This is a genomic window from Puniceibacterium sp. IMCC21224, assembly GCF_001038505.1.
In the GTDB taxonomy this organism is placed as follows: Bacteria; Pseudomonadota; Alphaproteobacteria; order Rhodobacterales; family Rhodobacteraceae; genus Puniceibacterium.
In genome coordinates, this window is the sequence record NZ_LDPY01000001.1 from 3,057,055 (window position 1) to 3,081,375 (window position 24,321).

Consider the following 24,321-nt stretch of genomic DNA (forward strand, 5'->3'; position numbering starts at 1 on the left):
GGCTATAAGGAAAACCGGATATGTCTTGGTCCAGCGGCATCCCCGTGCTGCGTTGACTGTGCAGGTGTCTAGGGTTCCGCCGTCGAAACGATGGGTCAGGTTCAAGAGATACCGCCGATGGGGCTAATTCCCCATTGGTACACGGCCGGACAAAATCTCAGGAGAGTACTGCACCGGTCTGGCCTGCTCTCTTACGTTCCGCACGGCGCCCGGCTTACAGGATCATAGCGGGACTAGTCTGAGGGGAAGACCATGTTCCAAACCGAAACTCATCTCAACTCTGGCACTGGGGGCGGCGCTGTTGTCCGCACCGGCCGCGATGGCGCAAGGAAAGACCGACTTCACGTGGCGTGGTCGATTTATGTCGGCTGGATGCCGTGGGCCTGTCCGAAGGCGACCTTGACGCGGTGATCAACACCTCGGACGCCGATATGATCGCGCCCTTGCCACCGATGACGTGCAGGCGATGGTGACGTGGAACCCGCTCGTTTCAACCATGATGGAGGATCCGGCCGCCAATCTGCTGTTCGACAGCGCCGACATCCCCGGCGAGATCATCGACCTGATGGTGGTGAACACCAATACGCTGGCGGCCAAGGTCGCGCGCGAACGCAACACCAACATCATCACCATGTCCGATATGGAAAAGATGGGCGTCGACAAGACCGCCGAAATGGCGCTGGAAATAGCCTGGGACGGGGGCGATATGGTGTATTTGTCCTTTGACATCGACAGCATCGACTGCGGCTTTGTTCCCGGCACCGGCTGGCCCGAACCCGGCGGCGTCCTCCCGCGCGAATCCTTGGCCCAGGCGTCCGAAGTCGCGGCCGAGGGTATATGCGGGTCGAGGTGTCGCCGCCCTATGACCAGTCCGAGGTCACGGCCCTGATGGGGACCCGCGTCATCGTCGATGTGCTGGGCGCGATGGTATCGAACGGCACGCTGGGCAAACATCGAAAACACATCGACAAACCGGTCAGCATCCCGATGGGCGACGATGACGAGGCGCGCGATGGCAAGCGCTGGACCACCCGACCAAAGGTGCGCGACTGATGCCGCATGATCATCATCACCATGACCACCCCCATCCCCACGATCATAACCATCCGCAGGACTCGGACCATTTACACAGTCACATGCATCGACACGACCACGCGGCGGAATTGCAGATCCTTTCGGCGCAGTTCATCGACGGCTTCACGCAGGCGCGGGACAAGATGTCTTACCTGCGTCTGGCCGGTGTCCCGCTCGAAAAGCCGGGGCGCGCCGGGGGGCTGTCTCTCAAACTGGTGGATGTAAAGCTGACCACCGAATGGCAGGTCGGCACCGCATCGCCATCCTTTGGGTCGCGGGAATTGTCCTATCTGCCCTATCCCGGCGGAATGGTGACGGAGCGTACCAACATGGATCTGGTCTATGTTTCGCTCGACGAAAAGCAGATGATCGATATCCGCCAGTTTCTTTCGGGCCGCGACGTTCCCTGACAGCCGCGCGTCTCTTTGCGCTGCAACGGTCGATTGCAAGTCCAGCGTCCTGCGAAGCGCCTTCTGCCGCCCGCCTGCCCGACATGACGCAAGTTTGAGCGACGGGTCGCGGGTTTTTTGTCGGTCGCGGTCACTTTTCAGCTAGCTTGCGCAGAATTTACACCGTCCGCCGCTGCTGTTCAGATAAAGCGGGTACCATAGCGGCTAAATTGCGGAAACCTAAGCGGGTATGGGAATGCTGAAACAGATCATTCTGGGTCTCATCGTTATTGCAGGAACGATTGCTGTCTGGGTCACTTATGTGCCCTCGGCCGCGGGTTGGCTTGATCGTGTCGGCCTGCTCGACGCGCTTGGCATCGATATGGCCGAAGCCGCGCAAAGCGACGGCGCGACCCAGCAACGCGGTGGTGGCGGGGCGACGCAAGTGATTGCCGTCGCCGTGACGCAGGGCGTGCTGAACGACCGTATCACCGCCGTGGGCGACGGGCGCGCCCTGCGGTCTGTCACCGTGCGCCCCAAAGTGACAGGCACCATCACCCGGATTGGTTTCGACGCCGGTGCCCATGTCACCGAGGGCGCGGTCATGATGGCGCTGGATGACGAGGCCGAGCAAATCGCGCTGGAACGCGCGCGGCTGATGCAGGTTGATGCCCAAGAGGATGTCGACCGCCTGTCGGCCCTGGGTAATTCCGGTGCCGTCACAGCGGTGCGCATCCGCGAGGCGCAACTGGCCCTGCGCACCGCCGAGCTTGAGCTGCGCCAGGCCGAATTTGACCTCGACCGGCGCGAGATCCGCGCCCCGATCAGTGGCTGGATCGGTATTCTTGAGGTTGATGAGGGCGATCGCGTCAGCGCGCAGGATGCGCTGGCCGTGATTACCGACCGGTCGCAGATCCTGATTGATTTTCACGTGCCGGAACGGGTTATCGGCCAGATCACCCCCGGCATGACGGTGACACTGGCACCTCTGGCCAACCGATCGCAAACCATGGAGGGAGAGATCAGCGCGCTTGACAACATCGTCGACCGGGCCAGTCGCACCCTGCGGATTCAGGCGCGGATCGCCAATGCCAACGACCGGCTGCGGGCGGGAATGGCCTTTTCCGTGCTGCTGCGGTTCGCGGGCGAAAGCTATCCGTCGATCAACCCGTTATCGGTACAATGGTCGTCGGACGGGTCATATGTCTGGGCGGTGCGCGACGGCAAGGCGGTGCGCGTGCCCATCGTGATCCGCCAGCGCAACAGCGATTCCGTACTGGTCGAGGGTGCGCTTGCCCTCGGCGATCTGGTGGTGACCGAAGGCGTGCAATCGCTGCGCCCCGGCACTGAGGTCAGCGTTGCAGGTCAGGACGCGCCAGAAGGCGCAAGCGCCGCGGTGACCGACCGCCGAAACGGCTAAGGATCGCAACATGTCTGAGACGCCAACCGCCCCCAAAACCACTGGAACCGCGCTATTTGTGCAGCGTCCGATTCTGGCCTTTGTCCTCAACGCGCTGATTGTGATTGCCGGGTTAGCTGCTCTGTTCGGGGTCGAGATCCGCGAACTCCCGGATGTGGACCGGCCAGTGATCACCGTCACGACGCGGTTCGACGGTGCCTCGGCGGAAACAGTGGATCAGGAAATCACTTCGCGGGTCGAAGGTGCCGTGGGCCGGGTCGCCGGGGTGCGCAGTCTGTCATCGAATTCACGCTTTGGCCGCAGCCGGGTGACACTGGAATTTGACGACAACGTCGATCTGGACGTGGCCGCGACCGACACCCGCGACGCTGTCGCGCGCATTGCCAACAATCTGCCGGACGATTCCGATCAACCCGAGATCGTCAAGGCCGACGCCAACGCCCAGCCCGTGGTGCGGGTGGCCGTAACCTCGGCCCGGCGTTCACCACAAGAGCTGACGCAGATCGTGCGCGAGCGGGTCGAGGATCGGATGATTTCGATCAACGGCGTAGCCGATCTGCAAATCTACGGCGATCGCGAACCGATCTTTCGCGTCGATATCAACCAGATGGAGCTGGCCAGCCGGGGCCTGACCCTTGCTGATCTGCGCAGCGCACTGGGCACCATCGCCTATGACGCCCCGGCCGGCGATCTAACCGGGGACCGCCAGACACTGAACGTGCGCACCACGGCGACGATCACCACACCCGCCGCGTTCGAGGCGCTGAGGATCGCCGACAACGTAATCCTGGGCGATATCGCCTCGGTGACGCTTGGCCCTGCCCCGAACGAGACGCTGTTGCGCGCCAATGGCGAAACCGGTCTGGGGCTTGGCGTGATCCGACAGGCGACGTCGAACACCCTCGAAATCTCGGCCGCCGTTCACGAGGTGGTCAAAGAGCTGGACCAGAGCCTGCCCGATGACGTGAACATCTTTGTCACATCGGATGATGCCGTGTTTATCAACGGCTCGATCGAAGAAGTGCTCAAGACACTGGGGCTGGCCATCGCCATCGTTGTAGTGGTGATCTTTGTGTTTCTGCGCGACGTGAATGCGACACTGATCCCGACGCTGACCCTGCCGGTGGCGTTGATCGGCACGCTGGCGGCAATCTATTTGGCTGGGTTTTCGGTCAACATTCTGACGCTGCTGGCGCTGGTGCTGGCCACCGGCATGGTGGTTGATGACGCCATCGTTGTGCTGGAAAACATCGTCCGCCGCCGATCCGAGGGGATGGGACCACGCGCCGCCGCCGTGCTGGGGACGCAGCAGGTGTTCTTTGCTGTTGTGACCACGACTGCGACGCTGGCAGCAGTGTTCATCCCACTGTCGTTTCTGCCGGGACAGGCGGGTGGTTTGTTCCGTGAGTTCGGCTTTACCCTCGCAATTGCGGTGATGATTTCGTCCGTGGTGGCGCTGACTCTCTGCCCGGTTCTGGCCAGCAAACTGTTGAAAGAACAGAAAAAGGACCCGCGCGGGCCGATGGTTTGGCTCGGCAATCGGCTGGGCGATCTTTATGCCACGACGTTGCGGTGGGCGCTGTCGGTGCCACTGGTGATCGTGCTGGCTGCCGGGCTGTTTGCCGTGACGGCTGTGTTCGTCGCGGGCGGCATCCGGCAGGAGCTGACCCCGCCCGAGGATCGCGCCGTGGCGCTGCTGCGGGTGTCAGCACCGCAGGGCGTATCGCTGAACTACACCACCTCTAAAATGGCCGAAATCGAAGCCACGCTGCAACCATTGGTCGAAAGTGGCGAGATCACCAACGTCTTTTCGATCACCGGCTTTGGCTCTGGCAACTCGGGCTTTATGGTCATGTCGCTGGCCCGCTGGGATCAGCGCGACCGCGCACAGTCCGAGATTGTGGCCGAGATCAACGGCAAGCTGCGCAACATCATCGGCGTGCGCGCCTTTGCCATCCAGCCCAATTCACTGGGCATTCGCGGCGCCGGACGTGGCCTGACCTTTGCCATCACCGGCGACAGCTATGACCAGCTGGCCGAGGTTTCCGAGCGGCTGGTGGCAAAGATGCAGGAAAACCCCGCGATGGGTCAGGTCCGGCTGGAATACGAGACCACGCAGCCGCAATTGTTTATCGAGATTGACCGCACCCGCGCATCCGATCTGGGCATCGACATCAGCGGCCTGGGCGACGCGTTGCGCGCGGTTCTGGACGGGCGCAGCGTCGGCACGGTGTTTGTCGCGGATCAGAGTTATGATGTGCAAATGCTGTCGACCACGGACCCGGTGAACGACCCCGGCGATCTGGAGAATATATTTGTCCGCGCACAAGGCGGGCAGATGGTGCCGATGTCGACCTTTGTGTCGCTCGAAGAGCGCGCCATCGCCCCCGAACTGAACCGCGAAGGACAAGGGCGCGCGGTCGAAATTTCCGCTGGACTGACACCGCAGCTGGCGCTGGGGGACGCGCTGTCGCAGGTCGAGGCACTGGCCAGCGACATTCTGGCCGAAGAGAACCGCATCGTCCCCCTAGCCGAAGCTGCAACGCTAGACGAGACCGCCAACGGCCTGTTGCTGACCTTTGGTTTTGCAATCCTCGTGGTGTTTCTGGTTCTGTCGGCACAATTCGAGAGCTTTATTTCCGCGATCGTGGTCATGGCGACCGTGCCGCTGGGGCTGGCCTGCGCGGCTTTTGCGCTGGTGTTTTCGGGGCTAAGCCTGAACGTATACAGCCAGATCGGGCTGGTCATGCTGATCGGAATCATGGCCAAGAATGGCATTCTGATCGTCGAATTTGCCAACCAGCTGCGGGACAATGGGGCATCGGTCGCTGACGCGATATTTGACGCCTCTACCGTGCGGCTGCGACCAGTGATGATGACAATGATTTCAACCGTGTTGGGGGGCGTGCCGCTGATCCTGTCGTCGGGCGCCGGGGCCGAAGCGCGCGAGGCGCTGGGATGGGTCATCGTGGGTGGGCTGGGGCTCGCGACGCTCTCGACACTGTATCTGACGCCGGTGGCCTATCTGCTGCTGGCCGGCCTCTCGGCGCCCAAGGCCGAAGAACAGGCGCGTCTGGTGCGAGAGCTGCAAGAGGCCGAAACCATCTGAAACCGGTGATCCGCACCATCAGAACATCAACGCACCGGAATTGATCACCCATCTCGGGTCGATACTGCACCGCGTGGGGTCACGGGCCATCAACACTTCAGGTCAGTCGCCAGATTGCCAACAACACCGCTGTTCGTCCCTCGCCCAGCCCGTTCGCGAAATCAGCAGAATCAACTATTGCGGCACCATCGACGCCGGCGGACAGGGGGATCGTCCACCTTCGGCTTGGAATGAAACTGTCGCTATTCACGTGTGACAACGACGGTGCCTAGTTCAGAACCACTGGCAAGTTGATCGGTCCGCGAAAGCCAAAGCCGCGCCAGACCACATCCCCGGCCTCCGCCAACCGCATGTTGGGAAAGCGATCAAAAATCATTGGCAACATCACCTCGCCGACGGCGCGGCGGGCGACATGGGTGCCCTGACAGAAATGCGGGCCGTTGCCAAAGGCCTGATGCGGCGCCTTGGCGCGGTAGACGTTGAACGTCTCACCATCCTCATAGATATCTTCATCGCGGTTCGATGAGGCCTGTATCGTCATCACCGTGTCCCCTTTGGGGATCAGGCAGCCGCGGATTTCGGTATCTTCGGTCACTAGCCGCGATGACGCCTGAATCGGCGCAACCCAGCGCACCCCCTCTTCAAAGGCGCGGGTCCAGTCTGCGTTGGCTTTGACCTCTTCCAGCTGGTCCGGGTTGGTCAGCAGCCCGTACAGGATCGTACACAGCGCATCACGCGGTTCGTTGATCCCGCCGCCAATCGCAATCTTGAGGTTGGCATGCATCTGCGACACCGGAATCGGATCCTCGGCGTTTAGCATCACCGAAAAGGCGCTGCTGTTGGGTTCGGCGCGATGGCGGTCATGCAGGCTGTCAAACAGCGCATTCATCACGCCGTTGGCCTGATCCGAGCGCACGAACGGTTCTGGATCCCAGCCAAAATTGCCGGCCGCATCAATCAGGATCTGCGACCAATCCTCCATCTGCCGATCTGTCGCTTCTTCAATCCCCAGCAGAACCGCCAGACCGCGGGCCGCATAGGGCGCGGCAAGCGCACCAAACAGGTCCACCACCTCACCGCGCGGCAGACGGTCGAGATAGGCCGAGGCCACCTCGTGATAGCGCGGGATCCATTCGTTTTTGATCGTCCTGGCACTAAAGGCCGGTGCCATGGCATTGCGTTCGCGCAGATGTTCCGCCCCGTCCTTGCGCATCAGCGTGTGAGCATTAAAGGCGCGTTTCATCGGCGTGTTAGGATCATCCGAACTGAAAAGCACGGGATTGTCTTTGACCATCTTGGTATCTTCGGCCTTGGTCAGCAGGGTGCGGCCAACCGACTGCACTCGCAACACCGGGCTTTGCGCCCGCAGACGGCGGTAGATCGTATACGGATCCGTTACCAGCTGGTCGATGGTGATCGCGGTATCAAGAGGGGCAAGAAGGCTGACTGACATAGCGCGTATCCCGGGTTTGATCATGATAACACTCTAGGTCATTCCAGAAATCCGGTATTTTGTCGACATGAATTTGTCGATCTGCGCGAAATCAGGGGACAATCAGCGTTAAACTGACTAATATCAACCTAAAAGAGGTGATCGTTCCTCCCATTGTATACAAATTTTGCCCTTAACCGCGAGAGGTCCCTTGGCTGATATTGAAAAAAACTCCCGGTATCAGCGTGCCATAAGCGGCTTGCGCGATCGGATTCTGATCGGCGATCTGGCTAAAGGCACGCGACTGTCCGAGGTCGCCCTTGCCGAAGAACTGGGGATTTCCCGCACTCCCCTGCGCGAGGCAATGCGTGAACTGGTCGAGCAGGGGCTGCTGGAACGGCTTCCTGCCGGCGGTTGTCGGGTCGTCAGCTTTTCCCGCCGTGACGTGATGGACACGATAGAACTGCGCGGGGTGCTTGAGGGCGCCGCCTTTCGGATGGCCGCGGAACAGGGCGCAACACGGGCTGGGGTGCAAAGCTGCACGGCGCTTATCAAACAGATTGACGATGCTTTGGGCCCCTCGGAGGCCGAGATCAACTTTGCCCGCTACGTCACACTGAACGAGGAATTGCATCTGAGTCTGGCCGGGCTGTGCCACAGTACGGTACTTCGAACCGAACTTGCCAAGATCTGCCAGCGGCCGCTGGCGGGGCCCAGCGCGTTCCTTGGCGCGCAGGCAACATCGCCGCCGACACGCCGGTCGTTCTTTGTGGCGCAGGAGCAGCACCGGGCGATTCTTGATGCCATCGTCAACCGCGAGGGCGCGAGGGCCGAGGCATTGGCGCGCGAACATGCCCGGCTTGCGCTGCGCAATCTCGACATCGTGCTAAGCGCCGGCCCGAACACGCGCGATCAGGTGCCGGGCATCACTTTGGTCGAAATTACGCCTGAAAGGAAAGTATCCTGACCTGGGATCGCGCCCAAATGGTGTCAACGCACATCTCTACCGTGCAAAATACCAATCTATAGCCCGGCATAGTAATCTGCGGGGCACTGGTTCGGAAAAGGCGGTGTTTTCGTTTGGCATTGAACATAAGCCTACGCGCATTGCACGTCGCTCAGGAATTAAACAAACGAGTCCCGTCGGGCAAAATAATGACGCGTGAACTCAGGCTCGTGTTCATGAAAGTCGCCAGATTCAAATGGTGTCTCGTCCCCTTTCAACATCTCCGACATCCACGGCACGCCTTAAATAACTATTTTAAAACAGAACATTAAAAAATTCCCCACTCGGTACTCATGCGCACCGAACCAAAAAAATCCCGATCAAAGGAAAATCCCACGTCGAATCTGCAGGCCCACCCGTCACGTTTTCGCGGTTGCATCACAATCTGCTCCTACTATGAACGTGTTAATAAAAGTTAACGAACAGTGAAATGGTTTTTGAGTACCGTGGCCAGGTCAAATCGACACCTGGCGTTCGGCCGGAAGGGAATAGTTTTGAGCATTCTAGAACTTGTAGCCACTAACGGCGCCTCATCGCAAACGTATCAGGCCAGAAAATCCGAACTGCGCAGGGACAGTCGCACGCTCTATACGATGGTGGTAAAGCGTGCCTTTGATCTTATTCTTGCTATGGTTTTACTGCCCATCATTCTACCGATAATCGCGGTTCTTTGGGCATTCACCGTACGGGACGGCGGGTCTGGCTTTTATGGCCATCGCAGAATCGGTCGTCACGGCCAGAGCTTTCGATGCTGGAAGATCCGGACGATGCAAATTAATGCCGAGCAGCGCCTCAAGACATATCTCGTCGAAAATCCCGAAGCTGCCGCCGAATGGGCCTGCGGCTTTAAATTGACCAATGATCCGCGCATCACACGGTTGGGGGCATTCCTGCGTGCAAGCAGCCTGGATGAGTTGCCGCAAATCTGGAACGTGCTTGCTGGCGAAATGAGCTTTGTCGGGCCTCGCCCCGTCGTGCGCGCCGAACTGCGCCGCTACGGCGCCATGCGCACCGCCTATCTGTCTATGCGCCCTGGTATCACCGGTTTGTGGCAAGTCTCAGGACGCAACAACGTAAGCTATGAAGAACGTGTGATGTTAGACGTAACCTATGTCTCAACAGTCTCATTTTTGACGGATATCAAGCTGCTTGTGAAAACCGCGCGTGCCGTGACTGATCGCACTGGCTGCTAGAACCGGGCCTCCGGTGAACAACGGCGACCGTCCGGATACCGACTGTCAGCTAATTTTGGTTAATGTTCGATTTTGGGTCGCCGTAAGACTCGCATCTGTCAAGGTGATCAGATCGATAGATCTGGATTTGGCGCATCGCTGTCAGGTTAAACACGGCTGTTCGTGTTTGTCCGACGCGCCGCGACACCTAACTGCGCGATGGCCCCTGACGACCGATCAATACAAACACAAGTGTCAGAACCGATCCCAACAACGAGTACAGCGGCAAGCTCCACAAGATATGCAGATCGAACCGCACCAGAATGACCGCAGTAAGCACCAAGGATAGCGGCAGCGACAACAGCACCGCGCCCAAGGCCGAGAAATAGGGACGAATCTTTGTGCTTTCGTCCCTCGTATCAGCAAGGTCGATCAACGCATCCAGCACTCGGATTCTATTATAAAGGGCGTATTGAATTTTCGTATCCTCCGTTCTGACCTTAAGGATAGCGCTCGAAATTCCGAAAAACAGAGTAAACTTGAAAGTTGACGTGGCGTCTCCCGCTAAAGTTGAGTTAGTGTCGCCAAAATTGATAATATCTTAGGCAAATATCCGAAAGCCCCGCCTCACGGTCAGAATCCTTCTCCGAACTTAAACGCGACATCTCCGCATCCAATTGCTGCCGCTGTCAGACGTCCCGTGGCATAGGCTCCGGTGTCGATAGCGATTCGCCCATCTTTGGTCGTCGGACTGGCAACAATTGTATGGCCATGTACGACCCAGATCCCGTCAGCGCGCGCAATGCGATCAAACTGCGGATGCCCCCAGAGCAGGGTCCGTTCGCCCTGCCCCTCAACCGGCAGCGCGGGATCCGCCGCCGCATGGGTGACAAAGACGTTCCCGTTTCGCCAATGCAGCGGCAGGTTGCGCAGCCAATCTTCGAGGTGCGGGCCCATCGCGCCACGCAATGCATCGCGCGCGGCGACCCATCTGGCGTCGGGCGCGGTTTCGGGCACGCCTGAGACGCGAAAGCTGGCCAATGTTTGCAAACCGCCGTGTCGCTGCCAACGCGGCCCTGATTCTGCAGGCGCGTCGAGAAAATCGATCATCATCCGTTCGTGATTGCCCATCAGACAGCGCAGCGCGTCGGGATCGGTTGTTTGCAGATGATGCAGGCGGCGCAACACCTGCGCGCTCTGATCGCCGCGATCAATATAGTCGCCCACACAGATCACCGGCCAGCCCGACTGTTCCCCGGACCCAAGTCGGTCCAGCAGCCCTGCCAGGATATCATCGCAGCCGTGGATGTCGCCAATGGCGCAGAATGCCTGTTCCGGCGCCAGCGTGGCGGTAAAAGTGGGCGTGGGGACACGTTTACGGAAAAAATTGCGCATGACTATTGATAGAAAGTTTATCGCTTGTATCCAACCGTACAATTTCGCATCCGAGAACAAACGAGGGGCAATTGCCTGTTGCGCAATTCGGCCTCGGCGCCGACTGCCGTATGAGAGGCAATGTGACGCCCGGCGCTACGAGGGGAAACGATGAAGATCTGTGACCGCCACATGTATCACCAGCGCAGTCGTCGCGCCGTCGTCACCGCCTTTTGCGCCATAGCCGCATGCTCCTCCGCCGCGATCGCGCAGGACCGGATCTGGTCGCAGCCAACCCTAAACTTTCTTGGTGTGCCCGGCATGATAGATATGCCCACCGGTCATGCCATGCCTGACGCGTTTCTGTCATTGTCCTCGGGGGGATTTGACGCCACCCTGCGCAGCACGGCGCATTTTCAGATCACCCCGCGGCTGTCGGGGGTATTCCGCTATGCCTACCTGGACAAATACACAGGCAGAGGCGCCTATTACGACCGTAGTTTCGACCTGCGCTATCAGTTGATCAATGAAACCATGACACTGCCCGCCGTTTCGATTGGCCTGCAGGATTTTGGTGGTACCGGCATTTACGCCGGCGAATATATCGCCGCGACCAAGACCTTTGGCCGGTTGCGCGCGACCGGCGGGATCGGCTGGGGGCGCTTTGGCAGCCATAACGGGTTCGACAACCCCTTGGGCGTGCTGGCAAATGGGTTCAAGACGCGCCCGGATCAGACTGGCGGCATCTCGCAAACCGGGCGGCTGGACGTCGGTCAATGGTTTCGCGGCGACGCAGCCCTGTTCGGTGGTGTGCAATATCAACTGGGCGAACGAACCGTCCTGACGGCCGAATATTCCTCGGATGCCTATGTCGGGGAACGTCAGCGAATGGAATTCGACCGCAGGTCATCGCTGAACTTCGGTATCAGCCACAGATTTCGCAGCGGCCTTAACCTTAGCGGGGCATATTTGTACGGCAGCACGCTGGGACTGCAACTAAGTTACAATTTCAATCCAAAGCAACCAACCCGCATTTCCGGCGGCAAAGAGTCGACCCCGCCCCTGATGACAACGCGCCTGCCCGGGTCTGCCGCCGATCTGGGCTGGACCCGCCAGACTGATGCCCGCGCCATCCTGCGCAGCAACGTTGCACAGATCTTTTCCGAGAGCGGCCTGACCCTCGAATCGATCCGCATTGACAGCCAAAGCGTCAGCCTGCGGATGCGCAACGCGACATACTCCAACGCGGCGCAAGCGGTGGGCCGCGCCGCGCGCATTCTGACCACGCAGATGCCCGCATCGGTCGAACGGTTTGTGATCACGCCGGTCACCGAGAACGGCGTCGCCTCGTCCCGCATCATTCTGAACCGCAGTGATTTTGAGGAACTGGTGCATGCCCCCGATGGCGCCTGGCAAAGCTTTGCCCGCGCCCATATCGAGGATGCCGCTGACCCGGAACCCGGCCTCGTTCCACGCGACAACGCCTTTCCCTATTTCGGCTGGAGCTTTGGCCCCTATCTTTCGGCCTCTTATTTCGATCCGACAGCCCCGATCCGGATCGACCTCGGCTTGCAGGTTCAGGCACGCTATGAAATTCAACCCGGTACCGTGCTGTCGGGTCAGGTCCGGCACCGGTTGACCGGCAACCGTGGCGACGTGGTGCTGTCGGATTCGACCCTTCAAAAGGTGCGCTCCGATGGCGGGCTCTATGCAAAAGAGGGCCAGACTGCCCTAACCAGCCTAACCGCAGCGCAGTATTTTCGACCGGCCAATGATCTTTATGGGCGGGTCACGCTCGGATACCTAGAAAGCATGTATGGCGGCCTGTCTGGCGAAATTCTCTGGAAGCCGGTCAACAGCCGACTCGCGTTTGGGCTGGAGGCGAATTACGTCAAGCAACGCAGTTTCGACCAGGGTTTTGGCTTTCAGGACTATGAGGTTCTGACCGGGCACCTTTCGACCTACTGGGCGGCCGCAAACGGGTTCGAATACCAGATCGACGCCGGACGCTATCTAGCCGGCGACTGGGGTGCGACGCTGTCTGTCGACCGCACCTTTGGCAATGGCATCAGGATTGGCGCGTTTGCGACGCTCACCACCATCTCGTTCGATGACTTTGGCGAGGGATCGTTTGACAAAGGGATCAAGTTCCAGATTCCGGTGTCGGTGCTGACCGGAAAGCCAACAAAATCGACCCTCGCACGGACCATTCGCCCGGTTCAACGCGACGGCGGCGCACGGCTGAATGTGAACGGTCGACTGTACGACAGCGTGCGGGATTATCACCAGCCAGAACTACAATCAGATTGGGGACGGGTGTGGCGATGAAACCCTTTTTCTGCCTGCTTGCCGCCGCTATCGTTCTGTCGGCCTGTAGCTCATCCGAGGGGCCGGGTGCTGCGCAAACCAGCCTGGCCGCCGTAAAAGCACTGCTGACTAAATCAGAGCCACGGCCCAACCTGCGCACCACCCTCACACCCGACGTGCTGGACGCCATAGGTGAGCCGGTACTGCTGGTCGAACTGACCGATCTGGGCGTGCAAGCCGGCGTTTTGCTGGCGCAGGAAACCGGCTCTCGTCAGATTTGGGCCTCACAGAACAATATCACACTCACGCTGCTCGACGGCATTTTGGCTGAGACCCGCGGTCTGGGCAACGATCTGATGAGTGCGGATTTGTCAGACGTCCGCGCGGCGCTGCGTGGCAGAACCAAACGTGCGGTTCGCGTACACTATTACCTGAACGGCGAGGACGTTCTTGAACCGCGCGCCTTTGTTTGTGACTATCGCCAAACTGGTGTTGAAACAATTCAGATTTTGGCCGGAACCTATCAAACCACACAGGTTTCGGAAACCTGCACTGGGCCGGATCAAACCTTGCAGAACACCTATTGGATCGACAGCCGTGGAATCATTCAAAAGTCGCGCCAATGGGTCGCCCCGATCACCGGATATATGGAAATTGAACGTGCAAGCGACTAGTCTTGCAGCATTCGTTAACTTTTTGCCGTATCTCGACTTGCAGGGACAGTTAAGAATTGTGCGGGCCCCCGGATCCGCGCTAGGAACACGTCTAAAGTTGTTTAAATTTATTCAGGAGACCAGAGACATGAAAAAGACGTCTATCCTTGCTCTTGCGGCATCGCTGACGGTTGCCGCGACATCCATCGCTCAGGCGGAACAGATCAAACCAGTACAGGCCAACGCAGGGTTGGTCTCGACACAAAGCGAACTCGCCGCGTTGACACCTGCGCAGATCGCTTTGGCTGCGGCGGCAGCATTGGCGGCGGCTGCGGCGGCTGCGGGCGGTGGTGGTGGTGGTGGAAGCAGCGACACGCCGTGCACAACCTGCGCGCCCGGAACCTGATATCAAGACTTATTTTCCCCGGTTTTTGGGGGCGGCCAAATACCATGGCAGCCCCCGTTTTCTTGCGCCGTTGTTGCGTGTCGCCTTTGAACGCAACGAAATCCGGCGAAAGTATCAATTCGTAGAAAACACGTCCGCAGATTCAACTACAGGTAGATGATTTTATAGTTGAGTTTGACCATGCGCGCCGAAATAGAAAATGGCGCAAGATATGGCGGCCAATGTGCATCATTTCCATTTTTTTACCACAAGTTGGTGGTTAACCCGTCCTGTTGTTGGCTAACCTTCGAGAGAACCGGATCGGTGGGCGATCTTTCATAGGGACACTTTACCAAATGCTCAGGACCGCTTGGATTGCTGCAATTGTCGTAGGGCTGTCTGGTTGCGGCGTTGCATATAACTCGCCCGGCGTGAACAGTTTCGCGGCCAGTGACACAAAGGTGCGGGTCGTTGCGCTCACTCCGGAATCCGTTCTTGTCGCCAACCGATCGACCTACCGGCCCAAGGATTTACCGGCGGTCTTTTTCCAGACTGCGGGAACCGGCGGTGGGCTGCGTGGTGCTGGTGTGGCGCCAACGCCGGTCATCGACCCGACCCAGAAACCGCTGTCGATGGAAACCCGCCTGCCGCCGCGCGTCGTACCCGGCCCCTATCGCATGGGTGTCGGCGATGTGGTGCTACTGGCCACACCACAGGTGGGATCGACCGTCGAGCAGTTGACCGGGCTGCTGGCGGCGTCAAATTCGCGTCAGGGCTATACCGTGCAGGATGACGGCACGATTGCCATTCCCAATGTCGGCCGCGTGCAGGTCGCAGGCATGACCCTCGAAGAGGCTGAGGCCACCTTATTCCAACGGCTGGTGGAAAGCCAGATTGACCCGACCTTCAGCCTTGAGATTGCCGAATTCAATTCCAAGAAAGTGTCGATTGGCGGCGCCGTCGCCAACCCCACAGTGGCTCCGATCAGCCTGACACCGCTCTTTCTGGACGAGGCGCTTGCCGCTGCGGGTGGCATCACGGTGGAAGATCAGGATTATGCTTCGGTGCGGATTTACCGCGACGAGACGCTGTACCAGATTCCCCTGAACGAGCTGTATTCCAACCGGGGCCTGCAACGTATCGCGCTGGTCGACGGCGACAGTGTCTTTGTGGATACGGCTTACGAACTGGATTTGGCCCAGGCCTATTTCGCCGAACAGATCCAACTGTCGCAGTTCAGGCAGACCGCGCGGATCGCCGCCCTGAACGAGCTGAATGCCGAGGTAAACATTCGTCGCAGCGCCCTGCAGGAATCGCGGCAGAATTACATGACTCGGCTGGACCTCGATTCGGTCGAGCGAGATTATGTTTACCTGACTGGCGAAGTCTCAAAACAGACGCGCTATCCCCTGCCCTTTGGCAAGACATCCAACCTGGCGGATGCGCTCTATGGCTCTGGCGGGGTGCCAACAGCGACCGGCAATGTGAAAGAGATCTACGTCTTGCGCGGCTCGCCCGATCCGCGCGAATTTTCGGCGGTCACTGCGTGGCGGCTGGACGGACGCGATGCGACGAACTTCATCCTCGCCACCCGGTTCGAACTGCGGCCAAACGATGTGATCTTTGTCGCCGAACAGCCAGTCACGAAATGGAGCCGGGTTGTCCAGCAGATCACCCCAACCCTGATCAACACCGGCGTCGCAGCCGCCAGCAACTGATCTGGTCAGCCCCAGCCGCAGCCGGGGGGGGGGGGCCGCCCCCCGGCGCGAAATCAGCCCTTTGTAGCGGCCTCAAGCGCATCTAGCCGCGCTTTCAGGCTTGCATTCTCTTCGCGGGCCTTTTGCGCCATGGCGCGCACCGCGTCGAATTCCTCGCGGGTGACAAAATCACGGTCGGCCAGCCAGCGGTCGATCATCGATTTCATCGCGGTCTCTGCCTCGTCTCTGGCACCCTGAGCCACGCCCATAGCGTTGGTCATCAGCTGCGAAATATCATCGAAAACTTTGTTGCGCGTTTGCATGGGTCTCTCCGCTGTTGCGTTGGATTCCTATATGGGGTCTGCGCGGCGCACACTCAAGGTTGACTTCGACCGCGCACCACAGGCAAGGAACGCACATGCAGCACGGTATCCCCTTTCCCCCGTTGTCCCCCGAGCTTTTCTCGATCGAGTTGTTCGGGATGACCTTTGCCCTGCGCTGGTATGCGCTGGCCTATATCGCGGGCCTCCTGATCGCCTGGCGTCTTGCGGTTGCTGCCGTGCGTCGGCCAAAGGTGTGGCATCGCGACACCCCACCAATGACCACAGCGCAGGTCGAAGATCTGCTGACCTGGGTCATTCTGGGCGTAATTTTGGGCGGGAGGCTGGGATTTGTCCTGTTCTACCAGCCTGGGTACTATTTCGCGAACCCGGCCCAGATCCTGATGGTCTGGCAAGGCGGCATGTCGTTTCACGGCGGATTGATCGGCGTGGTTCTGGCGGCGCTGATCTATGGTCTGCGCAACAATCTGCCGCTGCTGTCCACCGCCGACATGATGGCGTTGGCGACACCGCCCGGCCTGCTGCTGGGACGCCTGTCGAATTTTGTGAATGCCGAGCTGTGGGGCCGACCGACCGACCTGCCATGGGGCGTGATTTTCCCCGGAGAGATGGCGCAGGACTGCGGACAGGTTTTGGGCGCGGCCTGCGCCCGGCATCCGTCACAACTCTACGAGGCGTTGCTTGAGGGGCTGATACTTGGTGTGCTGCTGCTGTGGCTGGCGTTCCGGCGCGGCGCATTGCGGCGGCCGGGGCTGGTGGCCGGGCTGTTTTTTGCGGGCTACGGGCTGGGTCGGTTTCTGGTGGAATTCGTGCGCCAGCCGGATGCGCAGTTTGTCACCCCCGGCAACCCGCTGGGGCTGGCGTGGCATATCGGTGGGTATGGTCTGACGATGGGGCAAATCCTGTCGCTGCCAATGCTGCTGGGTGGCGTGGTGCTGGTATTCTGGGTCTTGCGCCGCCAACCGATATGACCCCGCTTGCAGACATCCTTGGGGCCCAAATCGCTGCACATGGGCCGATGACGCTGGCCGAATACATGCTGGTTTGCCTGCTGCACCCGCGCCATGGCTACTACACCAACCGCGATCCGCTGGGACGGGACGGCGATTTCACCACCGCGCCCGAGATCAGCCAGATGTTCGGCGAACTTATCGGGCTGAGCCTGGCGCAAACCTGGCTGGATCAAGGTGCGCCCGACCGCTTTACCCTAGCCGAACTCGGCCCCGGCCGCGGCACGTTGATGGCCGACATCCTGCGCGCGACACGTGCGGTGCCCGGATTCCATCAGGCGCTTCAGCTGCATCTCGTCGAAGTATCTGTCCCGCTGCGTATCCGTCAAACCGACGCGCTGACTGGCTATGCCCCCATCTGGCACGATACAGTGGGCACCCTTCCCGAGGACCCTCCGCTCTTTCTTGTGGCGAACGAGTTTTTCGATGCGTTGCCGATCCGGCAGTTCCGGCGCGATGCGGCTGGCTGGCGCGAATGTGTCGTCGGACTGAACAACGGCGCGCTGTCCCTTGGCCTGACCGCGCCCGCCCCCCTCGCCGCCCTTGAACATCGACTTGAGGATACGACCCCCGGTGACGTGGTCGAGCTGTGCGAGGCCGCCCGCCCCATCACGCAACTGATCGGCCAGCGGATCGCGGATCATGGCGGCGCCGCGCTGATTGTCGACTACGGCGCCTGGCGCAGCACTGGCGACACCTTTCAGGCAGTGCGCGATCATTCGCCCACCGATCCATTGGCCGCGCCCGGCACAGCAGACCTGACCGCGCATGTGGACTTTGAGGCCCTGGCCCGTGATCTGCCCTGTGCACACAGTCAACTCACCGCGCAAGGCGTCTTTCTCGAACGGCTTGGCATTACGGCGCGGGCGCAGGCACTGGCGACCAAGCTGGAGGGAGAATCGCTCGACACTCACATTGCCGCACATCGCCGGTTGACCCACCCCGCGGAAATGGGGACGTTGTTTCAGGCGCTCGGATTCTTTCCCCATGGGGCCGCCCCCCGCCCGGACTGGACACATGACTCTGGACATTATCACTGCCGACAGTCTTACCCCGCTTGCCCATGGTTTCTTTACCCGGCATGGCGGCGCATCGTCGGGGGTGTTCGCAGGGCTGAATTGCGGCATGGGGTCGAGCGACCAGACCGAAATCGTGGCAATCAATCGCGCCCGAGTCGCGGCGGCGATGGATTTGCCCGCCGAATCGTTGGTCGGTGTGCATCAGGTCCATTCCGCGCAGGTGGTAACACTCACCGGTCCATTGACTGACGACCCGCGCCCGCAAGCCGACGCGCTCGTCACTGCGACGCCCGGTGTCGCACTGTCGGTGTTGACAGCGGATTGCCAGCCGGTGCTGTTCGCAGATGTTCAGAACCGTGTGATCGGTGCGGCCCATGCGGGCTGGCGCGGTGCACTTGACGGGGTCCTCGAAGCGACGGTCGACTCGATGATCGCCCTAGGTGCAAGACGCGACGCCATCCGCGCAGTAATTGGCCCGTCGATCAGCCAGCGCGCCTACGAGGTCGGGCCGGAATTCTTTGACACCTTTCTGGCCGAAGATAACGAATACGCGCGCTTCTTTGCAGGTGGTCCCGGAGACCGGCTGCATTTTGACTTGCCCGCCTTTGGCCTTTACCGGCTGCGGCAGGCAGGTGTTTCGGCAGAATGGACCCACCACTGCACCTACTCAGATGCTCACCGGTTCTATTCCTATCGGCGCAGTACGCATGAACGCGAAGCCGACTATGGCAGGCTGATTTCGGTCATCCGGCTCTGACAGCCCGACGGGGATTGTTGCCAGGACACGCAAAATCCCGAAAAAATCACCGAACTGTCAAACATTCGCCCCATTGTCGCGCGATCCTGACTGCCCAAAGGGTTCGTCGCCCACAAGACAACGCCAGGTCGGAAACAGGCTGACCGGCACCTTGCTGGAAGGATTTCGAGATGAGGAAACAACGCCGCTTTATCACCTCGGTCATCGAAACCGCAGGTCACTCACAGATTGTCATGCCATGGGCGCGGCGCACGCGCGGCACTGCCAGTACACCCATGCCGGTGACGCGTAAAATCGCCTGATATCGGAATAGGCGCGGGCCCATGGCGGGGCCCGTGACCGGGTCGCAAACCTGACCCGACCCCGCCACGATTCGGCCAATTGTGGCAGGGCAGCCAACGAACCGCGAACAATGTTGCGGAACGAACTGGATTAACGGCAACTGGCGCTCAATCCTGGCATTCTTTTGACAACGACGCCTGTATCGCGCCATTCATGCTTTATCGAAATCGCAACAGTCCTTCTGTCGTTGTTGGTGGGGGCCAGCACGGATGTGACCAACCCGAAGGGTTATTCACATGTCGAGTCTCCAGCACCGCGCACAAAGTGTACGCGATACCGTTTCTCTGCAGGTCTCTCGGGACCAGTTTGCTCAGACTGACGGGCGGCCTCGGCGCAACATCTCTCTCATGCGCAAATACGAGGCCGCCGCGCTGCTTCCCGACCTCACTATTTCGTTACGCCAGCACATCGCCCCGGCGATCCCTCTGTTCGAAGATGCCTGCTGCGCGTTTGCCCGTGGCACCCTGATTCAGACTGTCCGCGGCCCCATCGCGATTGAAGATTTGCTGCCTGGTGATTACCTTAAAACTGCTAAGGGGTCTGAGCCGGTGATGTGGATCGGATCGACCACTTATGTGCCAGACACCGGTGACGACGGCTCAAGCCTGTCGGGCCTGACCCGCATCACCTCGGACGGTTTTGGCATCGGCCGCCCTCAGAGCGATCTGCTGATCGGCCCCGCCGCGCGCATGGTTGTGCGGCGCGAAAAGCTGCGAACCCTGATCGGCCGCGACTCAGTCCTGGTGCCGGTATCGGACTACGCTGATGGCGACCGGATTTTCAACGTCTCTCCCGGCGGTGCGGTGCAGCTCTATCATCTGATGCTGGCACGTCACGGAGTGATCGAAGTCGGTGGCATGGAGATGGAGACCTATCATCCCGGCCAGGGCTTTGATGCGACGCAGGGCGCGAATATGCGCGCCCTTTATCTGTCGATGTTCCCGAACCTCAACCAAATCTCGGATTTTGGCGAACTGAACCTGTCGCGCACCACCCGAGAAGTTGTCGACAGCCTGACCCTGAACTGAAACCCGGCCGGGCGACTAAGATAGATTGATCGCCTCAGGCTGAACGGGACAGACGTTCCTCAAGAACGTCGAACGGTACGCCCGGTTCGTCTTTGGCGCCGCGGATCACCAGAGACGTCTTGACGCTGCCCACATTCGGCGCAGTCAAGAGCTGGCCGGTCAGAAAGCTCTGAAAGGTGCTCAGATCCGGGGCCACGCATTTCAGGATGAAATCGACCTCGCCGTTCAACATGTGACATTCGCGAACCAGCGGCCAGTCCCGGCAGCGCTGTTCGAACGCGCTGAGATCGGCTTCTGCCTGGCTCTGCAATCCCACCATCGCAAAGACCTGCACCTCGAACCCCAATTCGCGCGGGTCCACCTCGGCGTGATAGCCGCGAATGAACCCCTGCTCCTCCAATGTACGCACACGGCGCAGGCAGGGCGGCGCGGAAATACCCACGCGCCTGGCAAGCTCGACATTGGTCATGCGTCCGTCGGCCTGAAGTTCGGACAGAATCTTGCGGTCGATCGGATCAAGCCTGTGTCCCGGCATGCCCACTACCCCTTTGTTTCACGATTGTTATAGCATGCGCACCAAAGCGCGCAACATTAGTTCGTCCGGGCGCAACATTGTTATTGAAACAACCCGCCAAAGGTTGCACTTCACAGCCTTGTGCGATGGATTTGCGCGATCCGGTTCGGTTGCGTATATGCAAGAGCCAGACCACCAAGGTCAATCAACTCAGTCTACAAAACCGAAAGAGGCCACCGATGTCCGACACCCGCCATTCCAAGGTCCTGATCATCGGATCAGGCCCGGCAGGCTATACTGCCGGCGTCTATGCCGCCCGCGCCATGCTGGAACCTGTGCTGGTGCAGGGGCTTGAACCCGGCGGCCAGTTGACCACCACAACCGAGGTCGAAAACTGGCCCGGTGATACCGAGGTGCAGGGCCCGGATCTGATGGTCCGGATGGAGGGGCACGCCCGCGCCATGGGCTGTGACATTGTCGGCGACATCATCACGTCGCTTGATCTGGCCACCCGCCCGTTTGTCGCGCAATCCGACAGCGGCACGGTTTACACGGCTGATGCGGTGATTCTGGCGACCGGCGCGCGGGCCAAATGGTTGGGCCTGCCATCCGAGGAAAAATTCAAGGGGTTCGGCGTCTCGGCCTGCGCCACTTGCGACGGGTTTTTCTATCGCGGGCAAGAGATCGTCGTGATCGGCGGAGGCAACACTGCGGTCGAAGAAGCGCTGTTCTTGACCAACTTCGCCTCCAAAGTGACGTTGATCCACCGCCGCGATGAATTGCGCGCCGAAAAAATCCTGATTGATCGCTTGATGAAAAATCCCAAGATTGAACCGCTCTGGTTCCACCAGCTTGAAGAAGTGGTTGGCGAAGACACCCCGATGGGCGTCACCGGCATCCGGGTCAAGCATGTGACAACCGGCGAGATCACCGAAATCCCGGCCAAAGGTGTCTTTGTCGCCATCGGCCACGCACCCGCCAACGAATTGGTCAAGGACACGCTGGAAACCCATCACGGCGGCTATGTCGTGACCAAACCGGGGACAACGGAAACCTCGATTCCGGGTGTCTTTGCGGCCGGCGATCTGACCGATCACAAATACCGTCAGGCCGTGACCTCGGCTGGAATGGGCTGCATGGCGGCCCTCGAAGCCGAACGCTGGTTGTCGGAACAGGATCTGGACTCGGGCAAGGATACAACCGAACCCTTGGGCTACGGCGCCCCGGCCAGCGCCGCCGAATAATCCGATCAACAGGGGCTACGGCAGGCAGCAATAGCTCCGCATGCCGTGGTCCCTGCTGCGCCCTGCCCCCTGTCATGCTATGACTGCAACGCGGCTTTTCGGCACCAAATCGCCAAAACCCGGTCAAACTGCTTGAAACACAGGCATCCCCGGGTCTAAACGCGCGCCAGACACAGGTTCTGCCCTGCGCGAACCCCTTTTCAAGAGCGAGATCCTTTCTAATGACAATGTCGACCAACCTTGCGCCCATCCCCGAGCTCTACGTTTCTTACGAAAGCGCTCAGAAACTCAAGGTCGAGGCGGGCAATCTGACCTCGCATGACTTGACCCCGCGCCAGGTTTGCGACCTTGAACTGCTGATGAACGGTGGGTTCAACCCACTCAAAGGGTTCCTTTCGGAAGAGGATTACAACGGCGTTGTCGAAAACATGCGCCTTGCCGACGGGTCGCTCTGGCCGATGCCGATCAACCTGGATGTCAGCGAGAAATTCGCCGAAACCATCGAAGTTGGTCAGGACATCGCCCTTCGTGACCAAGAGGGCGTGATCCTCGCAACCATGACCGTCACCGACAAATGGGTCCCGAACAAAGCTGTTGAGGCCGAAAAAGTGTTTGGCGCCGACGATTCCGCGCACCCGGCCGTCAACTACCTGCACAACACCGCAGGCAAGGTCTATCTGGGCGGCCCGGTCACCGGCATCCAGCAGCCCGTGCACTATGATTTCCGCGCCCGCCGCGACACACCCAACGAACTGCGCGCCTATTTCCGCAAACTGGGCTGGCGCAAGGTCGTTGCGTTCCAGACACGCAACCCGCTGCACCGCGCGCACCAGGAACTGACCTTCCGCGCCGCGAAAGAGGCACAAGCCAACCTGCTGATCCATCCCGTTGTCGGCCTGACCAAACCCGGCGATGTCGATCACTTCACCCGCGTGCGCTGCTACGAGGCGGTGCTGGACAAATATCCGGCGGCGACCACCACAATGTCGCTGCTGAATCTGGCGATGCGTATGGCCGGCCCGCGTGAGGCCGTATGGCACGGCCTGATCCGCGCCAACCACGGTTGCACCCATTTCATCGTCGGTCGCGATCACGCCGGCCCGGGCAAAAACTCGGCAGGTGACGATTTCTACGGTCCCTATGACGCGCAGGACCTCTACCGCGCCAATCAAGCCGACATCGGCTGCGAAATGGTCGATTTCAAACACATGGTCTATGTGCAAGAACGCGCTCAGTACGAACCCAATGACGAGATTGAAGATCGGGACAATGTCACGATCCTCAACATCTCGGGCACCGAACTGCGCCGCCGCCTGTCCGAGGGCCTTGAGATCCCCGAGTGGTTCTCGTTCCCCGAGGTGGTCAAGGAACTGCGCCGCACCAAGCCGCCGCGTTCGAACCAGGGCTTTACCGTATTCTTCACCGGCTTCTCGGGATCGGGAAAATCCACCATCGCAAACGCGCTGATGGTCAAGCTGATGGAAATGGGTGGCCGCCCCGTGACGCTGCTGGATGGCGATATCGTGCGCAAGAACCTCAGCTCTGAACTGGGTTTCTCGAAAGAGCACCGCGATCTCAACATCCGCCGCATCGGCTATGTCGCGTCCGAGATCACCAAGAATGGCGGTATCGCGATCTGTGCACCGATTGCACCCTACGCGACGACCCGCCGCGCCGTACGCGAGGATATCGAAGAGTTCGGCGCGTTCATCGAAGTCCATGTCGCCACCTCGATCGAGGAATGCGAACGCCGCGACCGCAAAGGCCTCTACAAGCTGGCGCGTGAAGGCAAGATCAAGGAATTCACCGGCATTTCCGACCCGTATGACGTACCGACGAGCCCTGAACTCAGCCTGGAAACCGAAAGCGTCGATGTCGACAATTGCGCCCATCAGGTGATTCTCAAGCTGGAATCCATGGGCCTGATTACCGGCTGATCCACGCGCCTGTGGGATGGTGGGCGGGGCGATGGCGCAGCCAAGCGCCCGACCATCACCCCGCACCGAGCATGACAAAAAACCAAGGCTGCCCAAACAGGCGGCCTTATG

22 protein-coding genes, 1 pseudogene and 1 riboswitch are annotated in these 24,321 nt (G+C 60.0%); of the genes and pseudogenes, 18 read left to right on the forward strand and 5 right to left on the reverse strand.

Annotated elements, in window-relative coordinates; all coding sequences use genetic code 11:
* Positions 1-57 precede the first annotated feature (57 nt).
* Positions 58-166, forward strand: a riboswitch (guanidine-I (ykkC/yxkD leader).
* Between the two features lie 300 nt (positions 167-466).
* The 5 genes from IMCC21224_RS28540 (at position 467) to IMCC21224_RS14105 (ending at position 5,992) form a co-directional block, all read left to right on the forward strand.
* Complete coding sequence (locus tag IMCC21224_RS28540; RefSeq protein WP_053078981.1) at positions 467-889, forward strand: arginase family protein; 423 nt, start codon at positions 467-469, stop codon at positions 887-889.
* Positions 889-1,053, forward strand: coding sequence for a hypothetical protein (locus IMCC21224_RS28545; RefSeq protein WP_231582087.1), 165 nt, complete (start codon positions 889-891; stop codon positions 1,051-1,053). The genes IMCC21224_RS28540 and IMCC21224_RS28545 overlap by 1 nt, the downstream gene beginning before the upstream one ends.
* Before the next feature lie 83 nt (positions 1,054-1,136).
* Positions 1,137-1,484 carry a hypothetical protein gene (locus IMCC21224_RS14095; RefSeq protein WP_231582088.1) on the forward strand — a complete coding sequence of 116 codons (348 nt, stop codon included), beginning with the start codon at positions 1,137-1,139 and terminating at the stop codon, positions 1,482-1,484.
* Between the two features lie 235 nt (positions 1,485-1,719).
* Complete coding sequence (locus IMCC21224_RS14100) at positions 1,720-2,883, forward strand: efflux RND transporter periplasmic adaptor subunit (protein ID WP_231582089.1); 1,164 nt, start codon at positions 1,720-1,722, stop codon at positions 2,881-2,883.
* 10 nt (positions 2,884-2,893) lie between these two features.
* The gene (locus IMCC21224_RS14105; protein WP_047995896.1) at positions 2,894-5,992 is read left to right on the forward strand and encodes an efflux RND transporter permease subunit; all 3,099 of its coding nucleotides are present in this window, start codon (positions 2,894-2,896) and stop codon (positions 5,990-5,992) included.
* A gap of 268 nt (positions 5,993-6,260) precedes the next feature.
* On the opposite strand, the gene IMCC21224_RS14110 is transcribed toward IMCC21224_RS14105, so the two are convergent.
* Positions 6,261-7,445 carry a cytochrome P450 gene (locus IMCC21224_RS14110; protein WP_156178271.1) on the reverse strand — a complete coding sequence of 395 codons (1,185 nt, stop codon included), beginning with the start codon at positions 7,443-7,445 and terminating at the stop codon, positions 6,261-6,263.
* A 190-nt stretch (positions 7,446-7,635) separates the two neighbouring features.
* Here IMCC21224_RS14110 and IMCC21224_RS14115 point away from each other — a divergent pair, with 190 nt between their 5' ends.
* Positions 7,636-8,391: a GntR family transcriptional regulator gene (locus tag IMCC21224_RS14115; RefSeq protein WP_047995898.1), complete on the forward strand. Its 756-nt coding sequence runs from the start codon at positions 7,636-7,638 to the stop codon at positions 8,389-8,391.
* A gap of 464 nt (positions 8,392-8,855) precedes the next feature.
* Positions 8,856-9,623, forward strand: coding sequence for a sugar transferase (locus IMCC21224_RS14120; protein WP_369796025.1), 768 nt, complete (start codon positions 8,856-8,858; stop codon positions 9,621-9,623).
* 187 nt (positions 9,624-9,810) lie between these two features.
* Here the strand turns inward: IMCC21224_RS14120 and IMCC21224_RS14125 are convergent, their stop codons facing one another.
* Together IMCC21224_RS14125 and IMCC21224_RS14130 are read right to left on the reverse strand one after the other, a co-directional pair.
* On the reverse strand, positions 9,811-10,050 hold the full coding sequence (locus IMCC21224_RS14125; RefSeq protein ID WP_047995899.1) for a hypothetical protein: 240 nt from the start codon (positions 10,048-10,050) through the stop codon (positions 9,811-9,813).
* Between the two features lie 185 nt (positions 10,051-10,235).
* On the reverse strand, positions 10,236-10,997 hold the full coding sequence (locus IMCC21224_RS14130; RefSeq protein ID WP_047995900.1) for a metallophosphoesterase: 762 nt from the start codon (positions 10,995-10,997) through the stop codon (positions 10,236-10,238).
* Positions 10,998-11,147: 150 nt separating this feature from the next.
* Between IMCC21224_RS14130 and IMCC21224_RS14135 the strand changes: the two genes are divergently transcribed.
* From IMCC21224_RS14135 to IMCC21224_RS14150, 4 genes are all read left to right on the forward strand, one after another.
* Positions 11,148-13,304, forward strand: a complete 2,157-nt coding sequence (locus IMCC21224_RS14135; protein ID WP_053078983.1) for a YjbH domain-containing protein — start codon at positions 11,148-11,150, stop codon at positions 13,302-13,304.
* On the forward strand, positions 13,301-13,957 hold the full coding sequence (locus tag IMCC21224_RS14140; RefSeq protein ID WP_047995901.1) for a YjbF family lipoprotein: 657 nt from the start codon (positions 13,301-13,303) through the stop codon (positions 13,955-13,957). Before IMCC21224_RS14135 ends, IMCC21224_RS14140 begins: the two co-directional genes overlap by 4 nt.
* A 127-nt stretch (positions 13,958-14,084) precedes the next feature.
* Positions 14,085-14,342, forward strand: coding sequence for a hypothetical protein (locus tag IMCC21224_RS14145; protein ID WP_047995902.1), 258 nt, complete (start codon positions 14,085-14,087; stop codon positions 14,340-14,342).
* Between the two features lie 335 nt (positions 14,343-14,677).
* Entirely contained in the window at positions 14,678-16,039 is a 1,362-nt protein-coding gene (locus tag IMCC21224_RS14150; protein ID WP_082135220.1) for a polysaccharide biosynthesis/export family protein, read from the forward strand.
* A gap of 53 nt (positions 16,040-16,092) precedes the next feature.
* Here the strand turns inward: IMCC21224_RS14150 and IMCC21224_RS14155 are convergent, their stop codons facing one another.
* Positions 16,093-16,341 (reverse strand): accessory factor UbiK family protein, encoded by a 249-nt coding sequence (locus IMCC21224_RS14155; protein WP_047995903.1) that lies wholly within the window; start codon positions 16,339-16,341, stop codon positions 16,093-16,095.
* Positions 16,342-16,436: 95 nt separating this feature from the next.
* On the opposite strand from IMCC21224_RS14155, the gene lgt reads away from it, so the two are divergent.
* The 5 genes and pseudogenes from lgt (at position 16,437) to IMCC21224_RS14175 (ending at position 20,515) form a co-directional block, all read left to right on the forward strand.
* The gene (lgt, locus tag IMCC21224_RS14160; RefSeq protein WP_047995904.1) at positions 16,437-17,330 is read left to right on the forward strand and encodes a prolipoprotein diacylglyceryl transferase; all 894 of its coding nucleotides are present in this window, start codon (positions 16,437-16,439) and stop codon (positions 17,328-17,330) included.
* 164 nt (positions 17,331-17,494) lie between these two features.
* Positions 17,495-18,103: pseudogene (locus tag IMCC21224_RS28955) on the forward strand (SAM-dependent methyltransferase); the annotation flags it as partial.
* A gap of 283 nt (positions 18,104-18,386) precedes the next feature.
* Positions 18,387-19,145 (forward strand): peptidoglycan editing factor PgeF, encoded by a 759-nt coding sequence (gene pgeF / locus IMCC21224_RS14170; RefSeq protein ID WP_047995905.1) that lies wholly within the window; start codon positions 18,387-18,389, stop codon positions 19,143-19,145.
* Positions 19,146-19,315: 170 nt separating this feature from the next.
* Positions 19,316-19,447, forward strand: a complete 132-nt coding sequence (locus IMCC21224_RS28850; protein WP_255347994.1) for a hypothetical protein — start codon at positions 19,316-19,318, stop codon at positions 19,445-19,447.
* Positions 19,448-19,723: 276 nt separating this feature from the next.
* Positions 19,724-20,515, forward strand: a complete 792-nt coding sequence (locus IMCC21224_RS14175) for a Hint domain-containing protein (protein WP_231582090.1) — start codon at positions 19,724-19,726, stop codon at positions 20,513-20,515.
* 34 nt (positions 20,516-20,549) lie between these two features.
* Here IMCC21224_RS14175 and IMCC21224_RS14180 read toward each other — a convergent pair whose 3' ends face one another.
* Positions 20,550-21,050 (reverse strand): Lrp/AsnC family transcriptional regulator, encoded by a 501-nt coding sequence (locus IMCC21224_RS14180; protein ID WP_047995907.1) that lies wholly within the window; start codon positions 21,048-21,050, stop codon positions 20,550-20,552.
* 218 nt (positions 21,051-21,268) lie between these two features.
* On the opposite strand from IMCC21224_RS14180, the gene trxB reads away from it, so the two are divergent.
* Positions 21,269-22,273 carry a thioredoxin-disulfide reductase gene (trxB, locus tag IMCC21224_RS14185; protein WP_047995908.1) on the forward strand — a complete coding sequence of 335 codons (1,005 nt, stop codon included), beginning with the start codon at positions 21,269-21,271 and terminating at the stop codon, positions 22,271-22,273.
* A gap of 221 nt (positions 22,274-22,494) precedes the next feature.
* Complete coding sequence (locus tag IMCC21224_RS14190) at positions 22,495-24,210, forward strand: bifunctional sulfate adenylyltransferase/adenylylsulfate kinase (RefSeq protein ID WP_047995909.1); 1,716 nt, start codon at positions 22,495-22,497, stop codon at positions 24,208-24,210.
* Positions 24,211-24,321: the final 111 nt, after the last annotated feature.